At 71.9% G+C, this 25,688-nt stretch carries 23 protein-coding genes; 13 read left to right on the top strand and 10 right to left on the bottom strand.

All coding sequences use genetic code 11. From position 1 onward, the window contains the following. The first annotated feature begins 26 nt into the window (after positions 1-26). From BpN12_RS25665 to BpN12_RS25650, 4 genes are all read left to right on the top strand, one after another. A complete protein-coding gene (locus BpN12_RS25665) occupies positions 27-935 on the top strand; it encodes a LysR family transcriptional regulator (RefSeq protein WP_246795054.1) in 909 nt (302 codons plus the stop codon). A gap of 448 nt (positions 936-1,383) precedes the next feature. Then, the gene (locus BpN12_RS25660) at positions 1,384-1,680 is read left to right on the top strand and encodes a hypothetical protein (protein WP_246795053.1); all 297 of its coding nucleotides are present in this window, start codon (positions 1,384-1,386) and stop codon (positions 1,678-1,680) included. A 106-nt stretch (positions 1,681-1,786) separates the two neighbouring features. Next, a complete protein-coding gene (locus tag BpN12_RS25655; RefSeq protein ID WP_246795052.1) occupies positions 1,787-2,512 on the top strand; it encodes a glycosyltransferase in 726 nt (241 codons plus the stop codon). Positions 2,513-2,520: 8 nt separating this feature from the next. Further along, a complete protein-coding gene (locus BpN12_RS25650; protein ID WP_246795051.1) occupies positions 2,521-3,342 on the top strand; it encodes a PIG-L family deacetylase in 822 nt (273 codons plus the stop codon). Between the two features lie 28 nt (positions 3,343-3,370). Here the strand turns inward: BpN12_RS25650 and BpN12_RS25645 are convergent, their stop codons facing one another. From BpN12_RS25645 to BpN12_RS25630, 4 genes are all read right to left on the bottom strand, one after another. Continuing rightward, positions 3,371-3,994 (bottom strand): SAM-dependent methyltransferase, encoded by a 624-nt coding sequence (locus BpN12_RS25645; RefSeq protein WP_246795050.1) that lies wholly within the window; start codon positions 3,992-3,994, stop codon positions 3,371-3,373. 11 nt (positions 3,995-4,005) lie between these two features. Then, the gene (locus BpN12_RS25640) at positions 4,006-5,142 is read right to left on the bottom strand and encodes an acyl-CoA dehydrogenase family protein (protein WP_246795049.1); all 1,137 of its coding nucleotides are present in this window, start codon (positions 5,140-5,142) and stop codon (positions 4,006-4,008) included. Between the two features lie 182 nt (positions 5,143-5,324). Then, a complete protein-coding gene (locus BpN12_RS25635; protein ID WP_246795048.1) occupies positions 5,325-7,658 on the bottom strand; it encodes an FdhF/YdeP family oxidoreductase in 2,334 nt (777 codons plus the stop codon). 36 nt (positions 7,659-7,694) lie between these two features. Beyond that, a complete protein-coding gene (locus BpN12_RS25630) occupies positions 7,695-8,777 on the bottom strand; it encodes a catalase family protein (protein WP_246795047.1) in 1,083 nt (360 codons plus the stop codon). Between the two features lie 608 nt (positions 8,778-9,385). On the opposite strand from BpN12_RS25630, the gene BpN12_RS25625 reads away from it, so the two are divergent. Continuing rightward, entirely contained in the window at positions 9,386-9,847 is a 462-nt protein-coding gene (locus BpN12_RS25625) for a response regulator (RefSeq protein ID WP_246795046.1), read from the top strand. 148 nt (positions 9,848-9,995) lie between these two features. Here the strand turns inward: BpN12_RS25625 and BpN12_RS25620 are convergent, their stop codons facing one another. Next, positions 9,996-11,327 (bottom strand): sigma-54-dependent transcriptional regulator, encoded by a 1,332-nt coding sequence (locus BpN12_RS25620; protein WP_246795045.1) that lies wholly within the window; start codon positions 11,325-11,327, stop codon positions 9,996-9,998. A gap of 21 nt (positions 11,328-11,348) precedes the next feature. Next, positions 11,349-11,759 (bottom strand): hypothetical protein, encoded by a 411-nt coding sequence (locus BpN12_RS25615; protein ID WP_246795044.1) that lies wholly within the window; start codon positions 11,757-11,759, stop codon positions 11,349-11,351. A gap of 109 nt (positions 11,760-11,868) precedes the next feature. On the opposite strand from BpN12_RS25615, the gene BpN12_RS25610 reads away from it, so the two are divergent. From BpN12_RS25610 to BpN12_RS25595, 4 genes are all read left to right on the top strand, one after another. Then, positions 11,869-13,083 (top strand): zinc-dependent alcohol dehydrogenase, encoded by a 1,215-nt coding sequence (locus BpN12_RS25610; protein WP_246798006.1) that lies wholly within the window; start codon positions 11,869-11,871, stop codon positions 13,081-13,083. Positions 13,084-13,169: 86 nt separating this feature from the next. After that, positions 13,170-13,385 carry a hypothetical protein gene (locus BpN12_RS25605; protein ID WP_246795043.1) on the top strand — a complete coding sequence of 72 codons (216 nt, stop codon included), beginning with the start codon at positions 13,170-13,172 and terminating at the stop codon, positions 13,383-13,385. After that, complete coding sequence (locus BpN12_RS25600) at positions 13,382-13,615, top strand: hypothetical protein (protein ID WP_246795042.1); 234 nt, start codon at positions 13,382-13,384, stop codon at positions 13,613-13,615. The genes BpN12_RS25605 and BpN12_RS25600 overlap by 4 nt, the downstream gene beginning before the upstream one ends. Positions 13,616-14,027: 412 nt before the next feature. Beyond that, a complete protein-coding gene (locus tag BpN12_RS25595; RefSeq protein ID WP_246795041.1) occupies positions 14,028-15,191 on the top strand; it encodes a sensor histidine kinase in 1,164 nt (387 codons plus the stop codon). A gap of 34 nt (positions 15,192-15,225) precedes the next feature. Here the strand turns inward: BpN12_RS25595 and BpN12_RS25590 are convergent, their stop codons facing one another. Genes BpN12_RS25590 through coxB form a run of 4 tightly spaced genes read right to left on the bottom strand, consistent with a single transcriptional unit; the run spans position 15,226 to position 20,705 of the window. Then, positions 15,226-16,632 carry a cytochrome c gene (locus BpN12_RS25590; protein WP_246795040.1) on the bottom strand — a complete coding sequence of 469 codons (1,407 nt, stop codon included), beginning with the start codon at positions 16,630-16,632 and terminating at the stop codon, positions 15,226-15,228. Then, on the bottom strand, positions 16,626-17,039 hold the full coding sequence (locus tag BpN12_RS25585; protein ID WP_246795039.1) for a hypothetical protein: 414 nt from the start codon (positions 17,037-17,039) through the stop codon (positions 16,626-16,628). The genes BpN12_RS25590 and BpN12_RS25585 overlap by 7 nt, the downstream gene beginning before the upstream one ends. Continuing rightward, entirely contained in the window at positions 17,036-19,681 is a 2,646-nt protein-coding gene (gene ctaD, locus BpN12_RS25580) for a cytochrome c oxidase subunit I (protein ID WP_246795038.1), read from the bottom strand. Before ctaD ends, BpN12_RS25585 begins: the two co-directional genes overlap by 4 nt. Positions 19,682-19,688: 7 nt before the next feature. Continuing rightward, the gene (gene coxB, locus BpN12_RS25575; protein WP_425306376.1) at positions 19,689-20,705 is read right to left on the bottom strand and encodes a cytochrome c oxidase subunit II; all 1,017 of its coding nucleotides are present in this window, start codon (positions 20,703-20,705) and stop codon (positions 19,689-19,691) included. Positions 20,706-21,271: 566 nt separating this feature from the next. On the opposite strand from coxB, the gene BpN12_RS25570 reads away from it, so the two are divergent. The 4 genes from BpN12_RS25570 to BpN12_RS25555 are packed head-to-tail and all read left to right on the top strand — an operon-like array spanning position 21,272 to position 25,589. Continuing rightward, positions 21,272-22,372, top strand: coding sequence for an enolase C-terminal domain-like protein (locus BpN12_RS25570; RefSeq protein WP_246795036.1), 1,101 nt, complete (start codon positions 21,272-21,274; stop codon positions 22,370-22,372). Between the two features lie 16 nt (positions 22,373-22,388). Further along, entirely contained in the window at positions 22,389-23,273 is an 885-nt protein-coding gene (locus BpN12_RS25565) for a hypothetical protein (RefSeq protein WP_246795035.1), read from the top strand. Continuing rightward, complete coding sequence (locus BpN12_RS25560) at positions 23,270-23,926, top strand: gluconate 2-dehydrogenase subunit 3 family protein (RefSeq protein WP_246795034.1); 657 nt, start codon at positions 23,270-23,272, stop codon at positions 23,924-23,926. The genes BpN12_RS25565 and BpN12_RS25560 overlap by 4 nt, the downstream gene beginning before the upstream one ends. Then, positions 23,913-25,589, top strand: a complete 1,677-nt coding sequence (locus tag BpN12_RS25555; RefSeq protein WP_246795033.1) for a GMC family oxidoreductase — start codon at positions 23,913-23,915, stop codon at positions 25,587-25,589. The genes BpN12_RS25560 and BpN12_RS25555 overlap by 14 nt, the downstream gene beginning before the upstream one ends. The last annotated feature ends 99 nt before the right edge of the window (positions 25,590-25,688 follow it).

Genomic DNA, 25,688 nt, shown 5'->3' with positions numbered 1-25,688 from the left:
ACATTGATTCCACCAAGGAATGAGAAATGGACAGGTTCGCCACCATGGAAGCGTTTGTGCGCATTGTCGAGACGGGCTCGTTTTCGGCCGCGGCGCGACAGTTGCGGATTGGCCAGCCGGCCGTGTCGAAGGCGATCGCGCAGCTCGAGGCGCGGCTCGGGGTCCGCCTCCTGTCGCGTTCGACGCGCGGGCTGGCGGCGACCGAGGCCGGCCAGGGTTTCTATGAGCGGGCGAGGCGCGCGCTCGAGGAGGCGAGCGAAGCGGATCTGGCGGCCACCGGAGCGGGAACGGGGCTCGCCGGGCGCTTGCGTTTCAGCGCCACCGTGACGTTCGCGCGGCTGCACGTCATGCCGCTGTTGCCCGCTTTCGTGGAGGCGCATCCGGCGCTGACGGTCGAGGCGATTCTCGATGACCGCAACGTCGACCTGATCGGGGAGAACATCGACATTGCGCTGCGGATGGGCGACCCGACCTCGATGACGGCGTCGGGCAGGCGGATCGCGACGTCAAGGCGTCTGGTGGTGGCGACGCCGGCCTATCTCGAACGGCATGGCGTGCCGAAGCGGCCGGTGGACTTGCCGCGGTTTCCGGCGGTGATCTACACGCAGGGTGGGGGTGGGGAGACGTGGACGTTCACTCGGCGTTCGGCGTCGGAAGTCGTGACGCTCAAGGATACGGTCAGCACCACGGCCGCCGAGGGCGTGCGCGAGGCCGTCTTCGCCGGGATGGGGCTGGCGGTGGCCACGGAGTGGATGTTCCAGCCGGATCTCGATCAGGGCCGCGTGGAGGCGGTGCTGACCGACTGGGCGCTGCCGTCGCTCGATCTGTGGGCGGTGTATCCGGCGGGGCGGCAGGCCAGTGCGAAGGCGCGGGCGTTTGCGGGGTTTATTCGGGAATGTCTGGCGAAGACGCCGTTTGCACCGGAGTCGGGATGAGGCAGTCCGTCCGCCCGATCGCGTCGATGGCAGGCGGCGTGTTGGTCGCGCGTTGGTCGCGCGCCCGGGCGGATGAGACATCGGGCGGGTATTACGCCTGCGCCGGCGACGAGCACGGCCCGGTCTTCCCGGCGGCCGGCAGCGTCGATGCTTTCCTGACGATCCAGGCTCGGCCGCCACGCGGCTGGCCGCACCGGCGCGCTCGACCGTCGCGGCGAGGGCATCGCGCGGGCTTCGAGACGGATCCGATCGGCGGCACGAGGAATGCATGCGGTCCGGTTCCTTCGTATCGGCATGCTTGAAATATTGCGATCGCCTGCTGCAAAAATGTCGAGGCACCAGCGCGGCGGCTGGATGCGCCTGCCTATCGCCGAAGCCCGTGGGGCAAGCGGCGCGAGCCCGCGTCGTGGCTTCTCGCGATGGGCATGAAGCTTGCGGAGCCGATGTCGTGACCATTCATGACGAGAACGCGACGATGCCGAAGATACCCGGAAAGCAAAACCATTGCGCCGCCGCCGCGGGTGTGGCCGTCGTGGGCGTGACGAACGCGGGCATGCCGCGCAGCGAGGCCGTCGATCAAACACGTCGTGCCGGCCGGTCCGTCACGGCGGGCGGCTACATCGTTCGCGATGACGGCATCCCCGGCTGTGTCCCGTACCGCAGCGCCACGCAAGGCAAGCCCCGCGCCCGCAACGATCACACGCGTGACGCTTCGCAGAGGTTCGACCCGCATCCGCATCGATGACCCCGCCGACCCGGCGTTTCGTCCAACTTCCCGCTCCGGTGACGGCACCGGAGGCGATCCATCGCGCCGGTCCGCGCCGGCCGCGTTCCCACGGCAAGGAGCCCTCATGATCGGCGTCGTGATTCCCGCCCACAACGAAGCCCGCCGGCTCGCGCGATGCCTGGCGGCGGCCGGCGCGGCCGCGCGGCACCCGGCGCTGCGCGGCGAGCCCGTGCGCATCGTGGTGGTGCTCGACAGTTGCACCGACGCGTCGCCGCGCATCGCCGCGCGCCATGGCGTCGAGACGGTCGCGGTGCAGGCGCGCAACGTCGGTGCCGCGCGTGCGGCCGGCGCCGACCTCCTGCTGCGTCACGGCGCCCGCTGGCTGGCATTCACCGACGCCGACAGCCGCGTGGCATCGGACTGGCTCGTCGCGCAGCTTTCGCTCGGCGCGGATGCCGTGTGCGGTACCGTGGCCGTCGACGACTGGCGGGGCCATCCGGCGAGCGTCGTCGAGACGTGGCGGCTTCGCTATCGCGACGCCGACGGCCATCGCCACGTGCATGGCGCGAACCTTGGCGTCAGTGCGCGGGCCTACCGCCGCGCGGGCGGGTTTCCGCCGCTCGCCTGCGAGGAGGACGTGGCGCTGGTGGCGCGGTTGACCGCCACCGGCGCGCGGATCGCCTGGAGCGCCGCGCCGCGCGTGACCACCAGCGCGCGCCTCGATCCGCGCGCGCGAGGCGGCTTCGGCGACACGCTCGCGGCCTGGGCGGGCAGGGGCCTCAACACGCTGCGCGGCGAGGGCGGCGCAGCGATGATCGAGCCGGCGCCGCTGGCCGACGGTGCCGCATGAGGCCGTCCATGCCTCGCGTCAGGCCCGGCCCCGAGATGCCGCGCCACGAAGCCGACGAGGCGCGCCCGGCCCGACGCGCGTCGGCGGGCCGCCAGCGTTCCCGCGCCGACGATGACGACGCGATGCCGGCGCTCCACGCCGATGCGCCGCTGTTCGTGGTGTCGCCGCATCTGGACGACGCCGTGTTCAGTTGCGCGTCGCTGGTCTCGACGCGCCCCGGCACGGTGGTCTGCACCGTGTTCGCGGGCACGCCGGAGCCGCCGCAATGCCGGCCGTGGGACGTGGCGGGCGGTTTCGCCGATTCCACGGCGGCCTTGCGCGAGCGCGTCCGTGAGGATGACGAAGCATTGAGGATCTGCGGCGCACGCGGCGTGCGGCTGCCGTTTCTCGACGGGCAGTACGGTCCGCCGCCCGGCGTGCGGACCCTGGCGCGCGCGCTGGCGGCGCAGTTGGCGCGCTGCCCCGGTGCCGTGCCGCTGGTCCCGCTCGGCTTGAACCATCCCGATCACCGTTGCGTGGCCGACGCGTGGCTGCTGCTGGCGCGGCGCCGGCGGCTGCGGACCTGGCTCGTGTACGAGGAGGCGATCCATCGCGGCGTAGCGGGCGTGACGGCCGCGCGCCTGCGCGAACTGGAGCGGGCGGGCTGGCGCGTCACGCCGCTCGACGCCGGCTGGTGCGCGGCGCGCGGGAGCGAGCCGGCCCGCGCCGTCAGGCGGCGCGCGATCGCGGCCTATGCGAGCCAGCTGCGTGCGTTCGGCGACGCGAGACTCACCGATCTCGACGCGCCCGAGCGCTACTGGCTCGCCGAGCGCCGCGATCGCATGCGCTGACGGCGCGGCCGGCGCCGTTGCCGCGGCATCAGCGCGGCGTGAGGTCCGAGGCCCTGGTGCTCCAGATATCGAGCAGGAAATCGGCGTCGGCCACGCGCGTGAGCGCATGCAGGCCGGCGCTGCGGGCGGCCCGCGCGAACAGCGCGTGGACCGCATCGCCGGTCAGCCGCATGTCGTCGGCGCCATGGCGCCAGTGGCAGCACGCCAGCGTGCCGTCGGTGTCGAGCGCTTCGCAGGCGAGCCGGGCCAGCCGCGCGCAGCGCGCGGCGTCGAGGTAATAGGCGAATTCGCTGATGACGATCAGATCGAAGCGGTCCTCGGGCCAGTCATCGGGCATCGTCAGCACCTCCACGGCGGCCTGCGCGAAGCCGGCGAGGCGCTCGCGCGCGAGCGCGGCGGCGCTGGGGGCGAAGTCGGCGCACCGCAGCGTCTCGCAGCGCGGTGCGAGCCACGCCGACAGTTCGCCGTTCGCGCAGCCGGGCTCGAAGCCGCGCCGATAGTGCTGCCGCGGCAGCGCGGCCAGCATCAGCGCGCGCTTGCGCGCCTCGTACCAGCTCGTGCGGTAGTGCCACGGGTCCGCATGCTGCGCGAACATCGCCTCGAAATGGTTGAGTTGGGCGCGGTGGATTTCCCGTTCGTCAGCCTCGGCCATCGTGCGTCCCCTCAAAGGCGCCACGGCGCGGGCTCGTTCGCGACGGCTGCGCCGAGCGCGGCCAGATCGCGTTCGGCATGGCTTTGGCGCAGAAACACCGGCAGGTCGGCCGCCATCTGCGCGAACCAGCGGTCGCGGCACAGCGGGCCGGCGCCGAGGCCGTGCGCGGCGGCGCGCAGTACGACTTCGGCCGCGGCCTCCACCGCGCCGCGCACGCGCAGCGCGAGCGCCATGGCATCCGCCCCGGGGCTGGCATCGATCTGCTGCGACGCCTCGCGCAGCAGCGCGCGGGCGCTGGACAGCGCGACGTCGGCGGCGCCCAGGTGGGCGCGCAGATGCGGATCGTCGCGCCGCGCGGCGGCGTCGCGCAGGCGGGTGGCCAGCGCCGCCGCCGCGCCGTACCAGCACGCGGCGATGCCGGCGCCGCCGTGCCAGAAGCCGGGACGCTCCAGATAGGCGCCGCTCGCGCCGACCAGCCGCGCGCGCGCGTTGACCAGATCGATCTCGACGCTCTGCGTGGCGCGCATGCCGAGCGCCTCCCAGCCACGCTCGCTGACCGTCACGCCGGGCTGCCGCATTGAAACCAGCGCCAGCTCGTCGCGCCCGTCCGCGCCGACGCAGGTGACGAGCGCCGCGTCCACGAAACGCGCCCCCGAGCACCACGGCTTGCTGCCGGTGAGCCGCACGTAGCGGCCTTCGGGGCGCGTCGCGGGCGTAAGGTCGTGGCCCAGGTCGTGCGCGACGATGCGCAGCTCGTCGCGCGGCGCGCGCGCGGCCCAGACCGCGAGCAGACCGCAGTCCGGGGCCGGCTCGGTGCCGAGCTCGTCGAGGATCGCGCGCGCGTCGGCATGGGCCTCGTAGATCTTCACGAGCGGCAGGTCGAGCGCGGCCAGCTCGGCCAGGAAGCGCCAGCGCGCGAGCGTGTGGCCGCCGCCGGGGCGCGGCAGCGACGGGCAGGCGGCGGCCACGCGGCGGGCGGCGACGGCCAGCGAGGTGTCGTCGAGCGGCAGCGTCAGGCCGTCGAGCAGCGCCTCGGGGTGCACGGCATGCGCGGCCGGCATGCGGGCCGCGGGCGGGACGGCACCGGGCGCCTGCCGCTGCGCGCTTCGCGGGCCGGAGGGGGGGCGTTCCGGAGTGGTCGGCGTCATCGCGGGTTCCTCGTCAACAAGGGAGTGAAGGGGGAGGCCGATGCCGCGGCGCGGCGAACGGCGCTTTTTCGGGGTGTCCCGGCGCGCCGGACGAACCCGTCGCGAGCGGGTTTCCGGCCGTCGCCGAAGCGTCGGCGCCCGACGCCGCAGGAATGCCAAATGCCCGCATCGAACGCGCCTCGTCAGGTCGGGGCGACGATGCGCACCGGAATCGACTTCGCGCCCGGCACCTTGCTGCCCTTCGCGTGATGCCAGAGCGGCAGCAGCGGATTGCATTCCGGGTAGTAGCCGGCCACGCAGCCGCGCGGAATGTCGTAGGGCACCAGTTTCAGGCCCGCCACGCGCCGCTCGATCCCGTCGTCGGCGACGGTCTGCAGCGTGATGCGCCGGCCTGCCTCGAGCCCGTGCGCGGCGATGTCGTCGCGATGCATGAAGAGCACCATCCGGTCGCCGTAGACGCCGCGAAACCGGTCGTCGAGGCTGTAGATCGTGGTGTTGAACTGGCTGTCGCCGCGCATCGTCATCAACCGCAGCACGCCGGGGCCGCCCGCGGCCATGTCGGGGTCCGCCCCGAGCGATTCGACCATCGCGAATTCGGCCTTGCCGCTCGGTGTCTGCCAGCGCCGCTCGCGAGCCGGCAGCGGCCGGGCGAAGCCGCCGGGCGTCCACATCCGCGCGTCGAAATCGTGGAAGATGTCCGGATAGGTCAGCGCGATCGCCTCGCGGACCAGCCGGTAGTCGTTGCGCCAGGCGCTCCACGGCACCGTGCTGCGCGCGCCGAGCGTGGCCGCGGCGAGTTCCGCGACGATGAACGGCTCGGAGCGCAGCGCGTCGCCGGCCGGCTCGACCACGCCGCGCGAGCCGTGCATGCGGCCGGTGCTGTCCTCCATCGACACGGCCTGCTCGCCGCCCGCCTGCCGGTCGATCTCGATGCGGCTCAGGCACGGCAGCAGATACGAGGCCCGGCCCGGCAGCAGGTGCGTGCGGTTCAGCTTGGTGGCGACGTTCACGGTCAGCTTCAGCGCCCGCCAGGCCGGTTCGATGCGGCCGCGGTCGGGCACCGAGCGGACCAGATTGCCGCCGAGGTTGAACACCGCGTCGACGCGTCCGTCGATCATCGCCTCGAACGCCTCCACCACGTTCATGCCGGTCTCGCGCGGCGGCTCGAAGCGGAACTGGCGGCCCAGCACGTCGAGCGGCGCGAGCTCGGGCTTCTCGGTGATGCCGACGGTGCGCTGGCCCTGCACGTTCGAATGGCCGCGGATCGGCGAGACGCCGGCGCCGGGCTTGCCGAGGTTGCCGCGCAGCATCAGGAAGTTGCAGATCATCCGCACGTTCTGCACGCCGAGCCGGTGCTGCGTGATGCCCATCCCGTAGTGGACGATTACCGCGTTCGCGCGCACGTAGAGAGCGGCGGCGCGCTCGATGTCGGCGCGCGCGAGCCCGCTCTCGCGCTCGATCGCATCCCAGCCGGTCTCGCGCATCTGCCGCGCGAACGCATCGAAGCCGTGCGTGTGGGCCTCGATGAACGCCACGTCGAGCACGCGCGGCTCGCCCGCGGCGAGCGCCGCGTCGTCGGCCGCGATCACGGCCTTGCAGAGCCCGGCCAGCACGGCGCCGTCGCCGCCGATCCGCAGCTGGTGGTACTGCGTCGAGATCTGCGTGTCGCCCGGCGTCAGCATCTCGCGCGGCGACTGCGGGTTCGCGAAGCCGACCAGGCCCGGCTCGCGCAGCGGGTTGAACGTGACGATCGGCACGCCGCGGCGGCGCGCGTCCTGCAGCGGGTGCAGCATGCGCGGGCTGTTGGTGCCGACGTTGTGGCCGAAGAAGAACATCAGGTCGGTCTGCTCGAAGTCCTCCAGGCCGATGGTGCCGACGCCGACGCCGATCGACGCCTTCAGGCCGACGCTGCTGCTCTCGTGGCACATGTTCGAGCTGTCGGGCAGGTTGTTGGTGCCGTACTGGCGCGCGAACAGCTGCAGCATGTAGGAGGTTTCCAGCGAGGCGCGGCCCGAGGTGTAGAACACCGCGCGGGCCGGTTCGGTGGCGCTCAGTTCGCGGCCGATCTCGTCGAACGCCTGCTGCCAGCTCACCGGCAGGTAGCGGTCGCTGGCTGCGTCGTAGCGCAGCGGCTCGGTGAGCCGGCCGGCCGCCTCGAGATCGTGGTCGTGCCAGGTTTCGAGTTCGGCCAGCGTGTGCGCGGCGAAGAAATCGGCGTCGATGCGCTTCGAGGTGGCGTCCCAGGCGGTCGCCTTCGCACCGTTCTCGCAGAACTCGAACGGATGCGGGCCGGCCGGCTTCGCCCACGAGCAGCTCACGCACATGAAGCCGTCGGGCTTGTTCTGCCGCATCAGCGCGGCGCCGCCCTTGCGGATCGCGTGTTCGCTCGCGAGGATCGAGACCACCGCCTTCATCGATCCCCAGCCGCCCGCCGGACGGGGATAGGCCTCGTTGCGGTGTTCCGGATCGGCGTCGAGCTGGCCGTCGTGCGTGGCGTGATCGTGGGTGTCGTGCATGATCGATGCTCCCTGGACAGGTTCGGCCGGCACGGTTCAACCGTGGACCGGGCAGCCGTTGAAGCGCTCGCGAAACGCCGCGGACTGTTCGTAGGCCGGGCGGCGCACGCGCATCACGCCGCCGATCGGCCGGTGCGCGGCGAGTCCGTGCCACGGGCTGAACGACATGCCGTCGTCGATCGCGGCCGAGCGCGCGTCGCTCCAGCCCGGCTGCGCGGCGACGCGGACGGTCGCGACGGTTACATATGGGCTCAGGTCCTCGGGCCAGACCACCGAGGCGTCCTCCACCGGCATTCGCTCGATGTCGGTCGCCAGCTGCGCGCGCAGCTCCCAGACGCCGCCGTGGCGCGCGAAGAACGCTTCCACCTCGTCGCGCAGCGCGTCGGGGCGATCCTTCAACTCGACCGGCGCGTCCTTGAGCGCGACCAGCTCCGGCGACACCGGCACCATGGCCAGCTTCGCGAAGTACGGCCCGTAGAGGCACGGCGCGCAGGTGTAGAAGGTCTCGCCGAGAATGTGGGTGGCCGGGTGGCCGCCGAGATTCTTCAGCGTCGCGCTTTGCGCGCCGAGCGCCTCGATCGCGCGCTCGGCGCCGCGCATCACGGCCGACAGCGCCTTCTTGCCGCCCGGCGCGCGGTCGGTCGTCTTCGACAGCATCTTCAGGCTGCGCACGAAGGCCTTGGGGGTGGGCGCGGCGAAGGCCGGCGCGTTGACCATCACGAAGTCCTGGGTGGTCAGCGCCTCGCTGCCGGGCAGCCGTTCGCCGTCGACGTCGGCGATCTTCAGCGCGAGGCCGCGCGGCGTCGACACCGCGTCGTCGAGCAGGTCGCCCGGGTTGGTGGACAGGCGCAGCGTCACGCGATAGCTGCCGCGGCGCGCGAACACGCCGTGCGCGAGTGCCGGCGGCAAGCTGCCGGCCACCGTCAGCTCGCCGTCCAGCAGGCCGTGGCTCTTGGCGTGCACGCTGCGCACCGCGTGGCCGTAGTCGTTCGCGGTGATCGTCTGGATGTGGTTCAGCGCGTCGATCAGCTCGCGCACCGTGTCGGCTTCGTCTTCGGGAATCTGCTCGAACATCGGGTCGAACGGCAACGGCTCGATCGTCAGCAAGGGAACGGTCATCGGGAGCTCCGCGTGGCGGGTGGGATGCGTCATGGCGCAAGCGGCGTGCCCGGTGGTGCCGCCCGCCCGCAGCGCGGCTGCGCGCCGCGAAGCGCGTGGCGGGGGTGGCGCGGTGCGCGCAACCGGGCGGTGCGGTTTGTAGAAAGGTGTGACCCCCGATCTCGTCGACAGGGCGCGTCGCGCGACGCCATGGCGATGCGCCTCGCCTGCGCGCGGCGGGCCGGGTTCGAAGGGAACGTTTTTTTCTTCTTCAAACTCCGAAGCCGAGCAACGAGGGGCGGGTCATGCGGACGGCCGCGGTCCGGATTGAAATTATGGATAGCACGCTATGGAGGTGGGCGGCCGACGCACGATCCGGCGGATCGAAGCGCCGGTTCGACATGCGCGTGCCGGGCTTGCGATCGGTTGCCGGCACGGCCGGCCTCGGGGCGGGGTTGCCGAACACCCGGCGGATCGAGGCCGATGCGCGAACCGGAACGCCCTTGACTGGCTGGTGGGAACGTGCGGGCCCGCAAGTCACACTTCGGAAACCACAATACACATTCTCGGCACGCTTTATTTGCTGATCGGCCGCATGATAGGAAACACGTAACAAAGGAAAGGACGGTATGAACGCCATTCACGCCACCCGCTGTTCGCCCAGGACATTCCGGCGGCCCGACGATCAGGCAATCCGGGTGCTCGTGGTTGACGACCATGCCGACGCGGCCGAAGCGACCGCCTTGTACCTGTCGGTGGTGGGATACGACGTGCGGTATGTGACGACGGCGCATGCCGCCGTTGACGCTGCCGCGCAGCATGCGCCCGCGATCGTGCTGCTCGACATCAACATGCCGGACAAGAACGGCTTTGTCGTCGCGGGGGAACTGCGTGCGCTTGACGTCACCGCACCCGCAATCCTGATCGCCTATACGTCGGACGAGTGGGCCGCCATCCGCGAGCCCGCCGCAAGTGCCGGATTTGACGGGTATTTCCGCAAGGCCTCGGAGCTGTCGGCACTGTTGAGCCTGATGACGTCGTATGCGGTGGACGACGCCGTCGAACTCGGGGCCGCCGTCAAATCGTCATGAGCGCGGTACCTCGATGGTGAGGACGGTAGCGCCGGGATCCGCGGATTGGACCGTGGTCCGCCCCGTGCAGGGGGACCCGCCGAACGACGTTGCGTCCCGATGTTGCGCTCGCCGTGAACGGCTCGAACCGGCGGGGATTGCGTCACCGTCAGTTCGCGAGCCTGTTGTAGATGGTTTTCAAACTGACGTCCAAGGTTTCGGCGGCCCGCGACTTGACGCCACCATGATGGGCAAGCGTCGCGGATATCAGGCGGCGATCCATTTCCTCGAGCGCGGTTCCGAGCGGCACCGTGACGACCTGGTCGCCCGTCGTCGCGCCTATCGACAACTCTTCCATGACAGGCATCGGTAGCGAATCGATCACGTCGCCGCTGCAGAAGATCGCCGCGCGCTGGACCAGGTTCCGTAGCTCCCGGACATTGCCGCGCCATGTCCTGCCTTCCAGGTCGGCAATGGCCGTGGGCGAGAACGCGAGGCGGCTACCGGTTTCCTGATTGATTGCCGCGAGAAACGCATTGGCCAGCAGCACGACATCGCGGCCGCGGTCACGAAGCGGCGGCAGCGCGATGGGGTAGACGTTGATCCGGTGATAGAGATCCGCCCGCAGCGCTCCCGATTCGATGGAAGCCTCCGGGTCCCGATTCGTCGCGGCGATGATGCGCACGTCGACGTCGATTTCGCGCGTTCCCCCCAGCCGCACGATCCTCCCTGTCTCGAGCACGCGAAGAAAGCGAACCTGCAACTCGGTCGGCATTTCGGTGATCTCGTCGAGAAACAGCGTGCCGCCGTGGGCGCGCTCGAAAAAGCCCTTATGCTCGCGCTCCGCGCCAGTGAAGCTGCCGCGTTCATGGCCGAACATTTCACTTTCGATGAGATTGGGCGGAACCGCGCCACAGTTGATCCCGACGAACGCGCCATGACGGCGATCGCTGAATTCGTGGATCGTTTGAGCGGCGACTTCCTTGCCGGTACCGGACTCGCCGGTGAGGAGCACGGACGCGCCGGTGGCTGCAACACGTGCGATCGAGTCGTAGACGGTCAGCATCGGTGGAGAGTCGCCCAGCATCCGGCCGAATCTGCCGGATTTCCTGAGTTCCTCGGCCAGGCCCGTGATGTCGGCAACGGGCGACCCCCGTCGAGATACCTGGGAGAGAAGCTGCTGTAGCCGCTCGATGTTGAGAGGCTTGACCAGGTAATCGGTTGCGCCCGCACGGATCGCGCTGATCGCGGAATCAAGCGAAGCGTGGCCGGTCGCGACGACGAAGTCGCAACCTGCGGGAGCCGAGTCGAACAGCAGCATGCCGCTGCCGTCCGGCAGCATCAGATCGCACAGAATCAGATCGGGCCGGCGCGAGGCAAGACACGCGCGGGCTTCGTCGATCGAGGCGGCGGTATCGCATGTCACGCCCAGCACGTCGGCGAGCGCGGCCAGCGAGGCGCGCGTTTCGAAGTCGTCGTCTACGACCAGGATGTGGGGCACGGGCTTCCTGTGAGTGGATGTTTATCGCGAGCACGCCCCGCATGCATCTTCGGGCCTGTCGTCGAACGCTGCGACGCGAATACCCGGAAGATCGGTGACGTCATGACGTCGATCTTCAGCATAAGTCGTTCCCACAGCGAATTCGTCAAGGCGTGAAAGCTCGGTTGGGAAATGCTGATGGAAAGCGGAGCACGTGTTGGCTTCCGGTATTGTCGGAAGTGATTCGGGATTCCATTCGCCAGATAGTCGTTTCTTTCCGGAGCGGTTGCGGGAAAACCGGGCTTCATCGGGGCGGGAAGCGCCGTGAAGACGGCTGCCTTCACATGGCAGCGCCGATCGCGAAACGATGCGCGTCGGGTGCGGCAGCACGCGCTTTCTGCAACGTTTGTAAATCGCGCTGACCGTGACGCCGGCGGTCGTGTTCGATTTCACCTGGCGGCGGCGATCTTCTCGCTCCCGACAGCTGGAACACCGATTGCCTGATCCGCACCAAGGCGCCGTTCATGGCGTGCCGTATTCCCGTCCCATGAAGGAGAACAGCATGAAGGCAATCGTTTTTCACGGCATCGGCGACATTCGGCTCGACACCGTGCCGGACCCCGGCATCCGCCAGCCCACCGACGCGATCGTGCGGATCACGGCCAGCGCGATCTGCGGCACGGACCTGCACATGGTGCGCGGGACCTTGGGCGGCATGCGCGAGGGCACCATCCTCGGCCACGAAGCGGTGGGGGTGGTCGAGGCCGTCGGCAGCGACGTGCGCAACTTTCGCGCGGGCGACCGCGTGCTGGTGCCGTCGACGATTTCATGCGGCGCCTGCGTCTACTGCCGCGCAGGCTACACGTCCCAATGCGACACGGCCCATCCCGGCGGCATGCGCGCCGGCACGGCGTTCTTCGGGGGGCCGAAGGCGGCGGGCAGCTTCGACGGCCTGCAGGCCGAGTACGCGCGCATCCCGCACGCCAACGCGAGCCTGATCAAGCTGCCCGACGCCATCGACGACGATCGCGCCATCCTGCTGTCGGATATCTTTCCGACCGCCTGGTTCGGCGCGGAGCTCGCCGAGATACGCCACGGCGACACGGTGGCCGTGCTCGGTGCCGGGCCGGTGGGCCAGTTCGCGATCGCGAGCGCGCGGCTGCAGGGCGCCGGTCGCGTGATCGCGATCGACCGCGTGGCCTCGCGGCTCGACATGGCGCGCGCGCAGGGGGCGGAAAGCGTCGACTTCGATCGCGACGACCCGGTGGAGACGGTGCTGAGGCTCACGGGCGGGATCGGCGTGGATCGCGTGATCGACGCGGTGGGGGTGGACGCGATCCGCTATCCGTCCGCCGCGGCCGACCCCGCGCAAGCCGGCGCGTTCGACGCGGAACTCGACGCCGTGGCGCCGGAGCGCCATCCGGACGGTGCCAACTGGGTGCCGGGCAACGGGCCGTCGCAGGCGCTGACGGCGGCCACGCAGATGGTCGCGAAGGCGGGCACGATCGGCATCGTCGGCGTGTATCCGCCGCAGTTGCGCGTGTTTCCGATCGGCGAGGCGATGAACCGGAATCTCACGCTCAAGATGGGCAACTGCAACCACCGCACGATCGCGCCGCGGCTCGTCGAACTGGTGGCCGGCGGCACGTTCGATCCGCTGTCGGTGCTGACGCAGCGCGAACCGTTGATGAGCGCGATCGATGCCTACCGGATGTTCGATACGCGCGAGCCCGGCTGGATCAAGGTGAAACTGGAGCCCTCGGCCGGACCGCGCTGAGCCGGCGCCCGCCCGGCGCGCCGCGATGCGGTACGCTCCTTGCGGCACCCGGGAAGCGATAACGCCACGCCTGACAAGGAGGCACGATGAACCCGTTGAACGCTGCCGTGATCCAGATTCCCCCGATGCCCGATCCGGACCCCGGCGACCTGCCCGGGCAGGACGACCTGCCCGACCTGCCGCCCGAACCGTTACGCGATCCGCAGCGGGTGCCGCCGCTGCCCGTCAATGGTCCCGCCATCCGGTGTCCGGCTCCCGGCCTGGCGGGGCGCGGTGCCCACGCGAGGTGCCCGACGCCATGACCGATCAACGCGAGATGTCCCGGAACGCGCGCCGCGGCAGGCGGCAGGGCGGGGCATGGCTGCGTCACGCGGCCGTCTGTTTTCTGGTCGCGACGATTGCCGGGGTACGCGGCTTCGGCGCCCATGACATGCCGGCCGGCGCCGCGGCGGCGGCGCAGGTCGTCTCGGTGGCGGGGTTCGCGGCCTGCGTGGCGCTGTTCGTCATGGCCGTGCGCCGGCGGCGAACCTGACCGGCACGCCGCAAGCTCGCCGGGCGCGCGCACCGGATGGTCGCCAGTCCCGCCTTGCCTGACGCATCATTCCCCGAACACCCTTCGCGCCGGCCAGTGTCACGGTCGTCGATGGCGAGGTCTCGCGCTGGAAAACGCGCGATCCGCCAGGCCGATCTTCCATGCGCGACTCGCTCGCCGGCCACGTGTCGCGGTCGCTCCCAGGTTTTTGCGCACGATGCGCTGGCGTGCGTCGCAAATTGTTCTATAACCCCTATATCCGAGAGACGGGGGCGGGCTGGATCGCGTCCGGTGCCGCCGGCATGCCGCATACGCTTTTTCACAAAGCAGACCTGTGTCCCTGAAGGCTGGCCGCGCCTGAGGGCAGTGCTGGTTGCCTGTTTCGAACCCGCCTGCATCGAGAGCACCCGTTATGAGTCTGCCGGTTTTCATAGAAACCCATATCGAAGCCCTGATCGACGACTGGGCACGGCATGCAGCCAGTCTCGTTGAAGGGCGTAGCCGCCTTTCGACCACCGAATTGCGCAATTCGGCCCGCCGCATCCTCATCGAGGTCGCGGCGAACATGCGAAAGGCGCAGACCGCCGTCCAGCAGGAAGACAAATCCCACGGCGCCAAGCGTGAACTCGATCAGGCGCTCGATTCCGTCTCGGTGCTGCACGCCGACGACCGTCTCGCGCAGGGATTCGATCTCAACGAAGTGATCGCCGAATATCGCGCCCTGCGCGCGAGCGTGCTGCGTCGCTGGGAGCAGGGCGGTGCGGCGGGGCCGCTGGCGTTCCAGGAGATGATCCGCTTCAACGAGGCGATCGATCAGGGCATCACCGAGTCGGTGCGCCAGTTCTCGCAGCGCACCGAGCGGATCCGCGACCTGTTTGCCGGCGCGCTCGCGCATGACCTGCGTTCGCCGCTCGGGGTCGTGCTGATCTCGGCCGAGATCCTGCTGCACGACGACACGCTCGCGCCGTCCAGCCGCCACGCGGCGGTGTACGCGCAGCGCAGCGGCCTGCGCATCAAACGGATGATCGACGATCTGCTGGTCTTCACGCGCACGCGGCTCGGCGACGCGATGCCGATCGACGTCTCGCCGCAGGACATGGGGCGCCTCTGCCACGACGCGTGCGACGAGATCCGCCTGCTGTTCGCGGAAACGGTGATCGACGTGGACTGCGCGGGCGAACTGGTCGGCACCTGGGATGGCGGCCGCGTCGGGCAGCTGCTGTTCAACCTGCTGTCCAATGCCGCCCGCTACGGCACCGGCGAGATCGGCGTCGAGGTGCGCGGCGGCGGCGGCTGGGTGACGCTGGCGATATCGAACCCGGGAGAACCGATCCCGGCGCCGGCGCTGCCCACGCTGTTCGATCCGCTCACGCGTGCCGACTCCGTGCCGCGCCGCGCCGGCATGGCCGCCGGCATCGGGCTCGGGCTGTATATCTGCCGCTGCATCGCGACGGCCCACGGCGGCACGATCGACGTGGTGTCGGACACGCGCGGCACGCGCTTCACGGTGCGCCTGCCGCTCGATGCCGCCGCAGCCGGGACGGCGCCGTCGCCGCCCGGCGGCGGTGCCGTGTGAAGCGGGGACGCGTATCACGGGCTGCCTTGGGCGTTCAGCGATGGATCGCCGCGCGCAGTGCCTGCACCTCGCGGGTGGCGACCGGCGCCGCGCGGTTGCTCCACGCGCCGCGCACGAAGCTGACCACGTCGGCGATCTCGGCCGATGAAAGCCTGCCGGCCATCGCGGGCATGGCGCGCGAGTCCCGCGCCGGATCCGGTGGGCCGGGCGGCGGGACGTAGCCCTCGACCACGATGCGGATCGCGCTGGTCGCATCGTCCGCGACGACGACCGGATTGCCGTCCAGCGGCGGCGCCCGGCCGCCGCGACCGCCGCCGTCGGCACCGTGGCAGCGCGCGCAGAAGCTCGCGAAGAGTCCCGCGCCGGGCACCTGCCGGCCGCCCGATGTGGCCGGGCCGGCGGGCGTCGCGCGCGGCAGGCCGATCGCGAACGGATTGGCCGCGGCAGTCGGTTGCGCGGGCAACGACTTCAGATAGACGGCGATGGCGCGGCGATCGCCGTCGGTCAGGCGCGAGGTGCTTTCCGTCACCACCGGCGCCATCGCGCCGAACGCGGCGCCGCCACGCGCGTGTCCGGTCGCGAGGAAGGCCGCGATGTCGTCGGCGGACCAGCGGCCGAGGCCGTCGCGAGGCGCTGCGGTCAGGTTCGGCGCGAACCAGTGGTCGTTGAGTCCGCCCGTGAGGTAGGCCCGGCTGTCGTCGCCGTAGCCGCGTTCGTTGTAGGCCGGGCCGCGCGGCGTATGGCAGGCGCCGCAATGGCCCGCCCCCTGCACGAGGTAGGCGCCGCGATTCCACTCGGCCGAATGCGCGGGCGACGGCACGAACCGCGCGTGATTGCCGAACAGCGCGCTCCACACCGCCAGCCCCCAGCGCTGATCGAACGGGAACGGCAGCCGCGTGGCCGGGACCGCGTTCGACGCGGGCGCCACGCCCTGCATCAGATAGGCGTAGAGCGCCGCGGTGTCGGCGTCGTTGAGCTTCGCATAGGAGGCGTAGGGCATGGCCGGATACAGGCGCGCGCCGTCCGCGCGCACGCCGCGACGCAGCGCGGCATCGAACTGCTCGTAGCTGTAGCGGCCGATGCCGTGGACCGGATCGGGCGTGATGTTGGGCGCGTAGATCGGCCCGAACGGCGAGTTGACGGGCAGGCCGCCCGCCAGCGGCCGGCGGTCGGCGCCGTCGTGGCAGGCCGCGCAGTCGGCCGCCGTGGCCAGGTAGCGGCCGCGCTCGATCCGGGCCGCTTGCGCTCGGCTCGGGTCGGGACCGAGCACGCCTGGTGGCGACGCCGTGACCGGCGCGGGAGCGGGCGCGCTCGCCGAGGCGGCCTCGACCGGCCCGACAGGCCGCGCCGGCTGATGGCAGCCGAACAGCCCGCCCGCGATGAGCCAGGCAATCGCTGTGCGGGGCAGCGACGCGGTGCCGGATGCGGCGCGCTTCACCATGATGCGCAGGGCTCCACGAAGTACACCGCGATGCCGGTAAACACGAGGCCGATCGTGAAGCCGAGCGCGGCCAGCAGCCCGCATCGCGCGAGAAACTGCCGGCCGCCGTCGGGTTCGCCGCGCGGCGCCCGACCGGCCGGGTCGGTCGCGCGCAGCACCGTGCGCCCGACCCAGGCGACGCAGCCGAGCGCCAGCACGAACGCGATCGCGGCCAGCGCGGCCAGCGTGGCGCCGAACGGCAGCCGGTGCGCGAGCGCGGGCCCCACGCCATGCGTATCGCAGACGGTGGCGGCGAGCGTCTCCGAGCCCAGCATCTGCAGGCCCCAGAGCGCGGGCGCGCCGAGCAGGCCGGCCGCCACCGGCATCCAGCGCAGCAGTCGCGCACGCGATGGCGGGGGCGGCCTCATCCCGCGCTCCTCAGCCACCAGGGCGTGAGTGTCAGGGCGGTGAAAATGAACAGCCAGACCACGTCGACGAAATGCCAATACAGCGCGCCGACCTTCAGCGCGGCATGGCGGCGGCCGTCGAACGCGCCCAGGCCGGTCCAGACCGCGAGCATCGCCAGCATCAGCAGGCCGGCGAATACGTGGGCCAGGTGGAAACCGGTGATCGTGAAGTAGAGGCTGCCGTACAGATGCGTGGCGGGACCGTAGGCGCGCTCATGCCATTCGTGCAGCTGGACGAGCGCGAACGCGGTGCCGAGCATCAGCGCCAGCGCCAGCATCGTCACCGCGCGCCAGCGGCGGCCGGCGCGCACGGCGCGTTCGGCGAGCCAGACGAAGCCGCTGCTCGACAGCAGCACGACGGTGTTGACGGCCGGCGTCGCAAGCTTCGGCGGTCCGTCGGGCGGCCAGACGGCGTGGGTCTGCGACTGCAGGTAGAAATAGCAGAACAGCAGGTAGCCGAACAGGCCGGCCTCGGTGACGATCAGCGTGACCACGCCCCACCAGCCGCTCGCGTGCTCGCCGGTGCTGCCGACCGGCAGCGGCGTCTCGCAGGGCGCGGGCGCGCCGGCGGGCAGCCCGGCCGGCGCGGGCGGCGGGCGGCCCGCGCCGGCGTGCGATTCGGGGGCCGCCGGGCCGCGCGCCCGCTGCCCGAGGGACCCGCGCGGCCACAGCCAGAACCCCAGCGCCGCCGCGCAGCCGGCCGTCGCAAGCGCCGCGAGCGCGGGCGAGCGCACCAACATCGCCGCGCCGAGCGCGGTGGCGAGCAGCGCCAGCACGAGCGGGACGCAGCTGTCGTCGGGCATCTTCAGGATCGCGTCCGGCTGCGCGGCCAGCGGCGTGACCGCCAGCGCCTCGCGGCCCTCGCGCAGCCGGTAGCCGACGCGCAGGCTCGAGCGCCGCGGCGCGTCGGCCGGTTCCCACATCGGATGGCGCGAGCCGATCAGCGGCAGCGTCGCGAAGTTGTAGGCGGGCGCCGGCGACGGCACCGACCACTCGAGGCCGGGCGCGTCCCACGGGTTCGCGTCGGCGCGCCGGCCGCGCCGCGCGCTCACGAGCGCGTTGGCGACGAACATCAGCGTGCCGATGCCGAACACGAATGCGCCGATCGTCGTCAGCAGGTTCGAGGTGTTCCAGCCCATGTCGGGCGGATAGGTGTAGATGCGGCGCGGCATGCCCAGCAACCCGGAGACGTGCATCGGAAAGAAGCCGAGGTTGAAGCCGATCGCGATCACCCAGAACGTGGCGCGGCCGAACCGCTCGTGCATCAGGCGGCCGGTGAACTTCGGGAACCAGTAGGTGATGCCGCCCAGCACCGGGAACACGTTGATGCCGAGCAGCACGTAGTGCAGGTGCGCGACCACGAAGTAGGTGTCGGTGAGCTGCCAGTCGAGCGGCACGGCGGCCGTCATCACGCCCGACACGCCGCCCACCGTGAACATCAGCACGAAGCCGGCGAAGTAGAGGAACGGCGTGCGGAACACCGGCCGTCCGGTCCAGATCGTCGCGATCCAGGCGAACACCGCCACCGCGCTCGGGATCGAGATCAGCATGCTGGCCGCGCCGAAGAACGCCAGCGCGAGCGGCGTGATGCCGGTGGCGAACATGTGATGCACCCAGACCTCGAAGCCCACCAGCATGGTGGCGACGGTCGAGACGGCCACCGCCTCGTAGGCCACCAGCGGGCGCCGGCAGAAGGTGGGCAGCGCATCCGAGACGATCCCCATGGCCGGCAGCACCACCACGTACACCCACGGATGCGCGAACATCCAGAACAGGTGCTGCCAGAGCAGCGGCCGGCCGTCCTGCGCGACGTCGAAGAAGTGAGTGCCGGCGTTGCGGTCCATCCAGAGCAGGAAGAACGCGAGGCTCACCGACGGCACCGCGAGCAGATTCGCGACCGAGGCCGTCAGCGTGCCCCAGACGATGATCGGCAGGCGGTCCACCGACATTCCATGCGCGCGCATGCGCAGCAGCGTGACGACGAAGTTCGCCGCGCCGCCGGTGGTCGAGATGCCGAGCAGGATCATGCCGATCGCGTAGATGTCGATGTTCACGCCGCGGCTGTAGTCGAGCGAGGCGAGCGGGACGTAGTTGAACCAGCCCGCGTCGGGCGCCGCGCCGAGCGGAAAGCTCGCGTACAGGAACAGGCCGGCGAACAGGAACGACCAGTACGAGAACGCGTTCAGGCGCGGGAACGCCATGTCGCGCGAGCCGAGCATCAGCGGCCAGAGATAGTTCGCGAAGCCCGACAGCACGGGCAGCGCGTAGAGAAAGATCATCGTCACGCCGTGCATCGTGAACAGCGCGTCGTACTGCTGCGGCGTGAGCACGGTGGAATCGGGCCGCGCGAGCTGCACGCGCATCAGCAGCGCCTCCGCGCCGCCGGCCAGCAGGAACGCGAACGCGGTCACGATGTAGCGCAGGCCGATGCGCTTGTGATCGACGGTGCCGAGCCAGCCGCGCAGGCCGGGCGGCGATTCCCACAGTTGCGCGAGCGCCTCGGCGTCGGGCGAGCCGGGCGCGATCTCGCCGACCTCGGGAATCCGGGCGAGCGGCGGCGGCCGGGTGTCGGCGGGGGGACGAGTGGAAGGAGGGGAGGCCATGGTCGGCTCAGCGCAGGGTGGCGAGATAGGCGGCGAGCGCGTCGGCGTCGCCGGCGCCGAGCGCGATCGACGGCATCGCGCTGCCGGGCTTGAGCTGCTGCGCTTGCGCGATCCAGCGGCGCAGGTTGGCGGGCGTGTTGGGCAACGCGCCGGCCGCGAGCAGCCGGCGCGAGCCCAGGTGCGTGAGATCGGGCCCGGCGGTGCCGGCCGCCTCGCTGCCGCGGATCGCGTGGCAGCCGGCGCAGCGCGCCGCGAACACGGCCTGGCCGCGTCGCGCGTCGGCCGCGCGCGGCGCCTCGGCCGGCCGGCGCTGCGCGGCGAGCCACGCGCGGTAGGCATCGGGCGGCTGCGCGATCACCTCGAACGCCATGTGCGCATGCTGCACGCCGCAGTATTGCGAACACTGGCCGCGGTAGACGCCGGGCTGGTCCGCCTGCAGCCACTGGCGGTTGGTCTGGCCGGGAATGGCCTGCGTCTTGCCGGCCAGCTGCGGCACCCAGAACGCGTGGATCACGTCGGCGCTGTGCAGTTCGACCAGCACGGGCTCGCCGACCGGAATGTGGATCTCGTTGGCGGTCACCATCGCGGCGCCGTTCGCGCCGTCCGCGTCCGGATAGGCGACGCGCCACCACCAGTCGTAGGCGGTCACCACGATCGTCAGCGCCGGCGGACGCGGCGGCGCGGCCACCACGCCGAGCACGCGCAACATCGCCACCATCGCCGCGAACAGCAGCACCGTCGAGACGATCGTGCCGCTCACCACCATCGTCAGGCCGCCGCGCCCGTCGCGCCGGCCGCGGCGCCAGATCGCCAGCGCCAGCAGCACGGCGATCACCACGCACACGCCCGCCGTCAGCGCGATCAGGGCCCAGCCCAGCACCAGCACCGGCCGCGCGGCCGGCCCCGCCGCGTGCGCGACATAGGCGAGCGGCAGCGCGTCGTGGCCGGTCTGGTCCGCGACGGCGCACGCCGGCAGTCCCGCGGCGAAGCCGCCGACGGCGGCGTACCGGGCGGCGCTGCGCAGCGACTCGGCGGACTCCGCACGCGGCCTGCGCCTCGCGGGACGGCGGGCGGCGAGCGCGGACGGACCGGCGGCCGGCGTGGACGCGCGGCGCGCGGGCGTCGGGTGCGCGGCGGCGCGACATGCGGTGTCCGGGAACGGAAGGGAACGAGCCGGCAATCGGATCTCTCGGAACGGGGCGCCGCGGCGCGGCGCCGATGCGAAGCCGGCGAGCAATCTCCATGCGCACTCCATGCGCGGCGCGGCGGCCGCGCACGGGCCGGCCGGCGGCGGCGCGGCCGGCATCGGTTACAAGCGTTTGTACAAAAGCCGTCTTGACCAAAGCCGGTCGCGAGGCGGCGGCGCGGCGGGCGGTGGCGGCGTCGCGCATCGCGAACGCGACGCGGCGCGTGCCTTCGCGCAGCGGGGGGCGCGGCGGACGGATCGCGGCCGCGAGGCGCGCGGGATGGCAGCGGGACGGCGGCGGGACGGCGAAGGCAGGGCCGGCGGATCCGGGCACCGCGTTTGCGGATGCGCCCGGGCGGCCCGCCCGGGCCGCGTCGTTCAGTTGACGTTTACCGGAACCCCACATGGCATTGTCGAAACAACCCGAAATCGGCGACGTTCGCGCCCGCGTCTGTCGCGTGCCGACCGAGCGCCCCGAGGCGGATGGCACGCTCGAATGGAACGAGACCACCATCGTGATCGTCGAGCTCGACGCCGGCCCCGTGACGGGGCTCGGCTATACCTACGCGGATGCGGGCGCCGCCGCGCTGATCGCCGCCACGCTCGCGCCGCTGCTGCGCGGGCGCCATGCCTGCGACATCCCCGCGGCCGTCGCGGCGCTGTGGCGCGCGGTGCGCAACATCGGGCGGGCCGGCATCGCGGCGAGCGCGATCTCGGCGCTCGACATCGCCCTGTGGGACGCCAAGGCGAAGCTCGCGGGCCTGCCGCTCGCGAGCCTCGTCGGCCGGGCGCGCGAACGCGTCGAGCGTTACGGCAGCGGCGGCTTCACCAGCTACGACCTACCCACGCTCGCCGCCCAGCTGGAGGGCTGGCGACGCGATGGCATGGCGGCCTGCAAGATCAAGATCGGCGCGCGCGACGCGTCCGACCCGTCCCGGCTGCGCGTCGCGCGCGAGGCGCTGGGGCCGGACGGCGTGCTGTTCGTCGATGCGAACGGCGCCTACACGCCGCGCGGCGCGACCGGCTTCGCCGATGCGGCCGCCGCGTTCGACATCGCGTGGTTCGAGGAGCCGGTGAGCAGCGACGATCTCGACGGCCTGCGCTTCGTGCGCGAGCACGCGAGCGCCTATTGCGAGATCGCCGCCGGCGAATACTGCTATGTGCCCGACGACTTCCGTCGCCTTCTCGCGCATGGCGCCGTGGACGTGCTGCAGGCCGACGCGACGCGCTGCGGCGGCGTGAGCGGCTTCCTCGCGGCGGGCGCGCTGGCCGACGCCCATCACGTGGACCTGTCCGCGCACTGCGCGCCGGCGTTGCACCGCCAGCTGGCCTGCATGGTGCCGCGCATGCGCCACATCGAATGGTTCCACGACCACGTGCGCATCGAGCGGCTGCTGTTCGACGGCGCGCCCGAGCCGGGCGGCGCGAGCGTGGCATCCGACAACGGCGAGCCCGGGCTCGGTCTGCTGCTGAAGGCGGCCGACGCCGAACGCTACGCGCAATGACGACCAGGAGCCGATCATGTTCCGCCGAACCCGACACGCCGCCATGCAGCGTCACGACGCGCTGGCGATCGACGCGGCACGCCTGCTCAACCGCGCCACGCTGCTGCTGTCGGCCTCGGTGCTGGCCGACAGCAGCGTCGAGCACTACCGCGGCACGTTCCACAACCCGGCGATGCTGACGCCGCTCGCGGCGGCGATGCTGTCGATCGCCGCCAGCCTGCACGGCCACGGCGACGACACGCGGGCGCGCCACCGCGTGCGCGATGCGATCCATCTCGGCTCGGCGGCGGCGGCGCTGGCCGGGCTGGCGTTTCATGCCTTCAACGTGGTCAGGCGGCCGGGCGGCCTCGATTGGCACAACCTGTTCTATGGCGCGCCGCTTGGGGCGCCGTTCGCCTTGCTGCTGTCGGGGGCGCTCGGCGCGGCCGGGGAGCGCCTGCGCGATGGCGCCGCGAGCAGGCCGACGCTGGCGGGCTACCCCGCCGGGCGCGCGCTCGCGGCGCTGGTCGCGGCAGGGCTGGCGGGCACGGTGGGCGAGGTGGCGCTGCTGCATTTCCGCGGCGCGTTCCAGCATCGCGCGATGGTGCTGCCGCTGGTGCTGCCGCCGGTGGCCGCCGCGGCGATGGCGCGCGTCGCGTGCTCGCCGCGCGCGGCGCCCGACCCCGGCGGCCTCGGGCGCGCGTGGCTGCGCGCCACCGCGGCGCTCGGCCTGGCCGGTGCCGCGTTCCACGCGCGCGGCGTGGCACGCCAGATGGGCGGCTGGCGCAACTGGACGCAGAACCTGCTGTCGGGGCCGCCGCTGCCGGCGCCGCCCGCGTTCACGGCGCTCGCGATGGCGGGCCTCGCCGCGCTGGAGCTGGCCCGCCACGACGCCGGCCCGAACCCGGAGGACGCGCGATGAGCGACGCCCGCCCGCCGCAACAGCGGCCCTATCCCGGCTACGACGTGCTGGCCGGACGCGACAGCCCGTCGTGGAACGACGCCACGCGCCGCGTCGTCGATGCGCGCCTGCGCTTGCCGTCGCGCGCGCCGCGCTTTTTCGACGCCGCCGCCTACGCGACGCTTGGCGCCGTGGCCGCGCGCATCGTGCCGTCGCCGGCCGACGCGCCGGTACCGGTGGCCGCGCTGCTCGACGCGAAACTCGCCGATGGCCCCGGCGACGGCTTTCGCGACCACCGCCTGCCCGCCGCCGGCCAGGCATGGCGCATCGGGCTGGCCGCGCTCGAGGCGATGGCGCGCGCGGCGCACGGCAGCGCGTTCGCCGCGCTCGACGGCGCCGCCGCCGACGCGCTGCTGCGGCGCGTGCAGCAAGGCGAGGTCGCGGCCGACGCCGGTGCCGATGCTGGTGCCGACTGGCACGGCATGGACCCCGCCGTGTTCTTCGCGAAACGCGTGCTGGCCGACCTGAGCGGCGCGTACTACAGCCACCCGGCGGCGTGGAGCGAGATCGGCTTCGGCGGCCCGGCGAGCCCGCGCGGCTACGTGCGGATGGGTTTCAACCGGCGCGACCCGTGGGAAGCGCCGCTCAGGGAGCGCAACGATGACACGAACTGACGCGCCGCCGCCCGCCGACGCCGTCCCGCGCGGCAAGGACGGACGCGCCCCCGATCCGCTGCGCCCGGGCGGGTGGGTGCCGATGCGCGAGTATCGCGACAGCGAGCCTGTCGATTTCGTGATCGTCGGCACCGGTGCCGGCGGGGGAACGCTCGCGGCCAGGCTTGCCGAGCACGGCTATTCGGTGGTCGCGCTTGATGCCGGCGCCTGGTGGCGGCCGCTCGAGGAGTTCGCCTCCGACGAGGCGCACCAGCACAAGCTGTTCTGGACCGACGAACGGATCTGCGACGGCGCCGATCCGCTCACGCTCGGCTCGAACAACAGCGGGCGCGCGGTGGGCGGCAGCACCGTGCATTTCGCGATGGTGTCGCTGCGGTTCCGGCCCGAGTGGTTCCGCTCGCGCAGCCGGCTCGGCTACGGCGTGGACTGGCCGCTCGACTGGCGCGAGATGTGGCGCTACTACCGCGAGGTCGAGCAGGCGCTGCGCGTCAGCGGCCCGCTGCGCTACCCGTGGGGGCCGAAACGGCCGCGCTATCCCTATCGCCAGCACGAGCTGAACGCGGCCGCGCTGGTGCTCGCGCGCGGCGCCGACGCGCTCGGCATCGGCTGGACGCCCACGCCGCTCGCCACGATTTCCGCGCCGCGCGGCGCCGCGCCGCCGTGCGTCTACCGCGGCTTCTGCATCAGCGGGTGCGCGACCAACGCCAAGCAGAGCGCGCTCGTCACCTGGATCCCGCGTGCCGTGGCGGCCGGTGCCGAAGTCCGCGATCTCGCCACGGCGCTGTCGATCGAGGCCGCCGGCGATCGCGTGACGGGCGTGCATTACGTGCGCGAGGGCCGCAGGCGCTTTCAGCGCGCGCGCAACGTGGTGGTGGCCGGTTATGCGATCGAGACGCCGCGCCTGCTGCTGCTGTCGGCCGACGGGCGGCATCCGGCCGGGCTGGCGAACGGCTCGGGCCTGGTCGGCCGCAACCTGATGGCGCAGTTGAACCAGGCCGCCTGGGGCACCATGGACGACGAGGTGCGCGGCTACAAGGGCCCGCCCTCGCTGGCGCTGACCGAGCACTGGAATTACGCCGATGCCGGCAAGGATTTCTTCGGCGGGTACTGCTGGATGAGCCAGGGGCCGCTCCCGGTCGACTGGGCGCGCAAGCTCGCCGGACGCGGGCTGTGGGGCGAGGCGCTCAAGCGCGAGATGGCGAACTACAACCGCGTGGCGGGGCTCAAGATCGTCGGCGAGACGCTGCCGAACCCCGAGCGCCGCGTGACGCTGGCCGACGAGCGCGATGCGTTCGGGCTGCCGGTGGCGCGCGTGACCTATGCCTACGACGACAACGACCGGCGCATGATCCGCCATGCGCTCGCGCAGATGTCGGCCTCGCTCGCGGCGGCCGGCGCGCATGACATCTGGCACGAGACCGACGACACCTGCCACCTCGCCGGCACCGCGCGCATGGGCGACGATCCGGCCACCAGCGTGGTGGACGCCGATTGCCGGAGCTGGGATATCCCGAACCTGTGGATCTGCGACGGCTCGGTATTTCCCACCGTCGGCGGCGTCAACCCGTCCCTGACGATCCAGGCGATCGCCTGCCGCACCGCCGATCGCATCCGCGCGCTCGACCGTCGTGGCGAGGGCATCACGCGGGCGCGGCGCCGCTGAGCGGCGCGGGCGCGGATCGGGTTTCGTTGCGCGTGCAACCAGCGGCACGAGGCACCGGCGGTGCGATCCGCACGCATGCGCATGCTTGAAATATGGCGA

The sequence above is a fragment of the Burkholderia perseverans genome, assembly GCF_022870505.1.
GTDB lineage: Bacteria > Pseudomonadota > Gammaproteobacteria > Burkholderiales > Burkholderiaceae > Burkholderia > Burkholderia plantarii.
The sequence above is the reverse complement of the archived record's forward strand: the minus strand, read 5'-3'. Positions and strand labels throughout refer to the sequence as shown.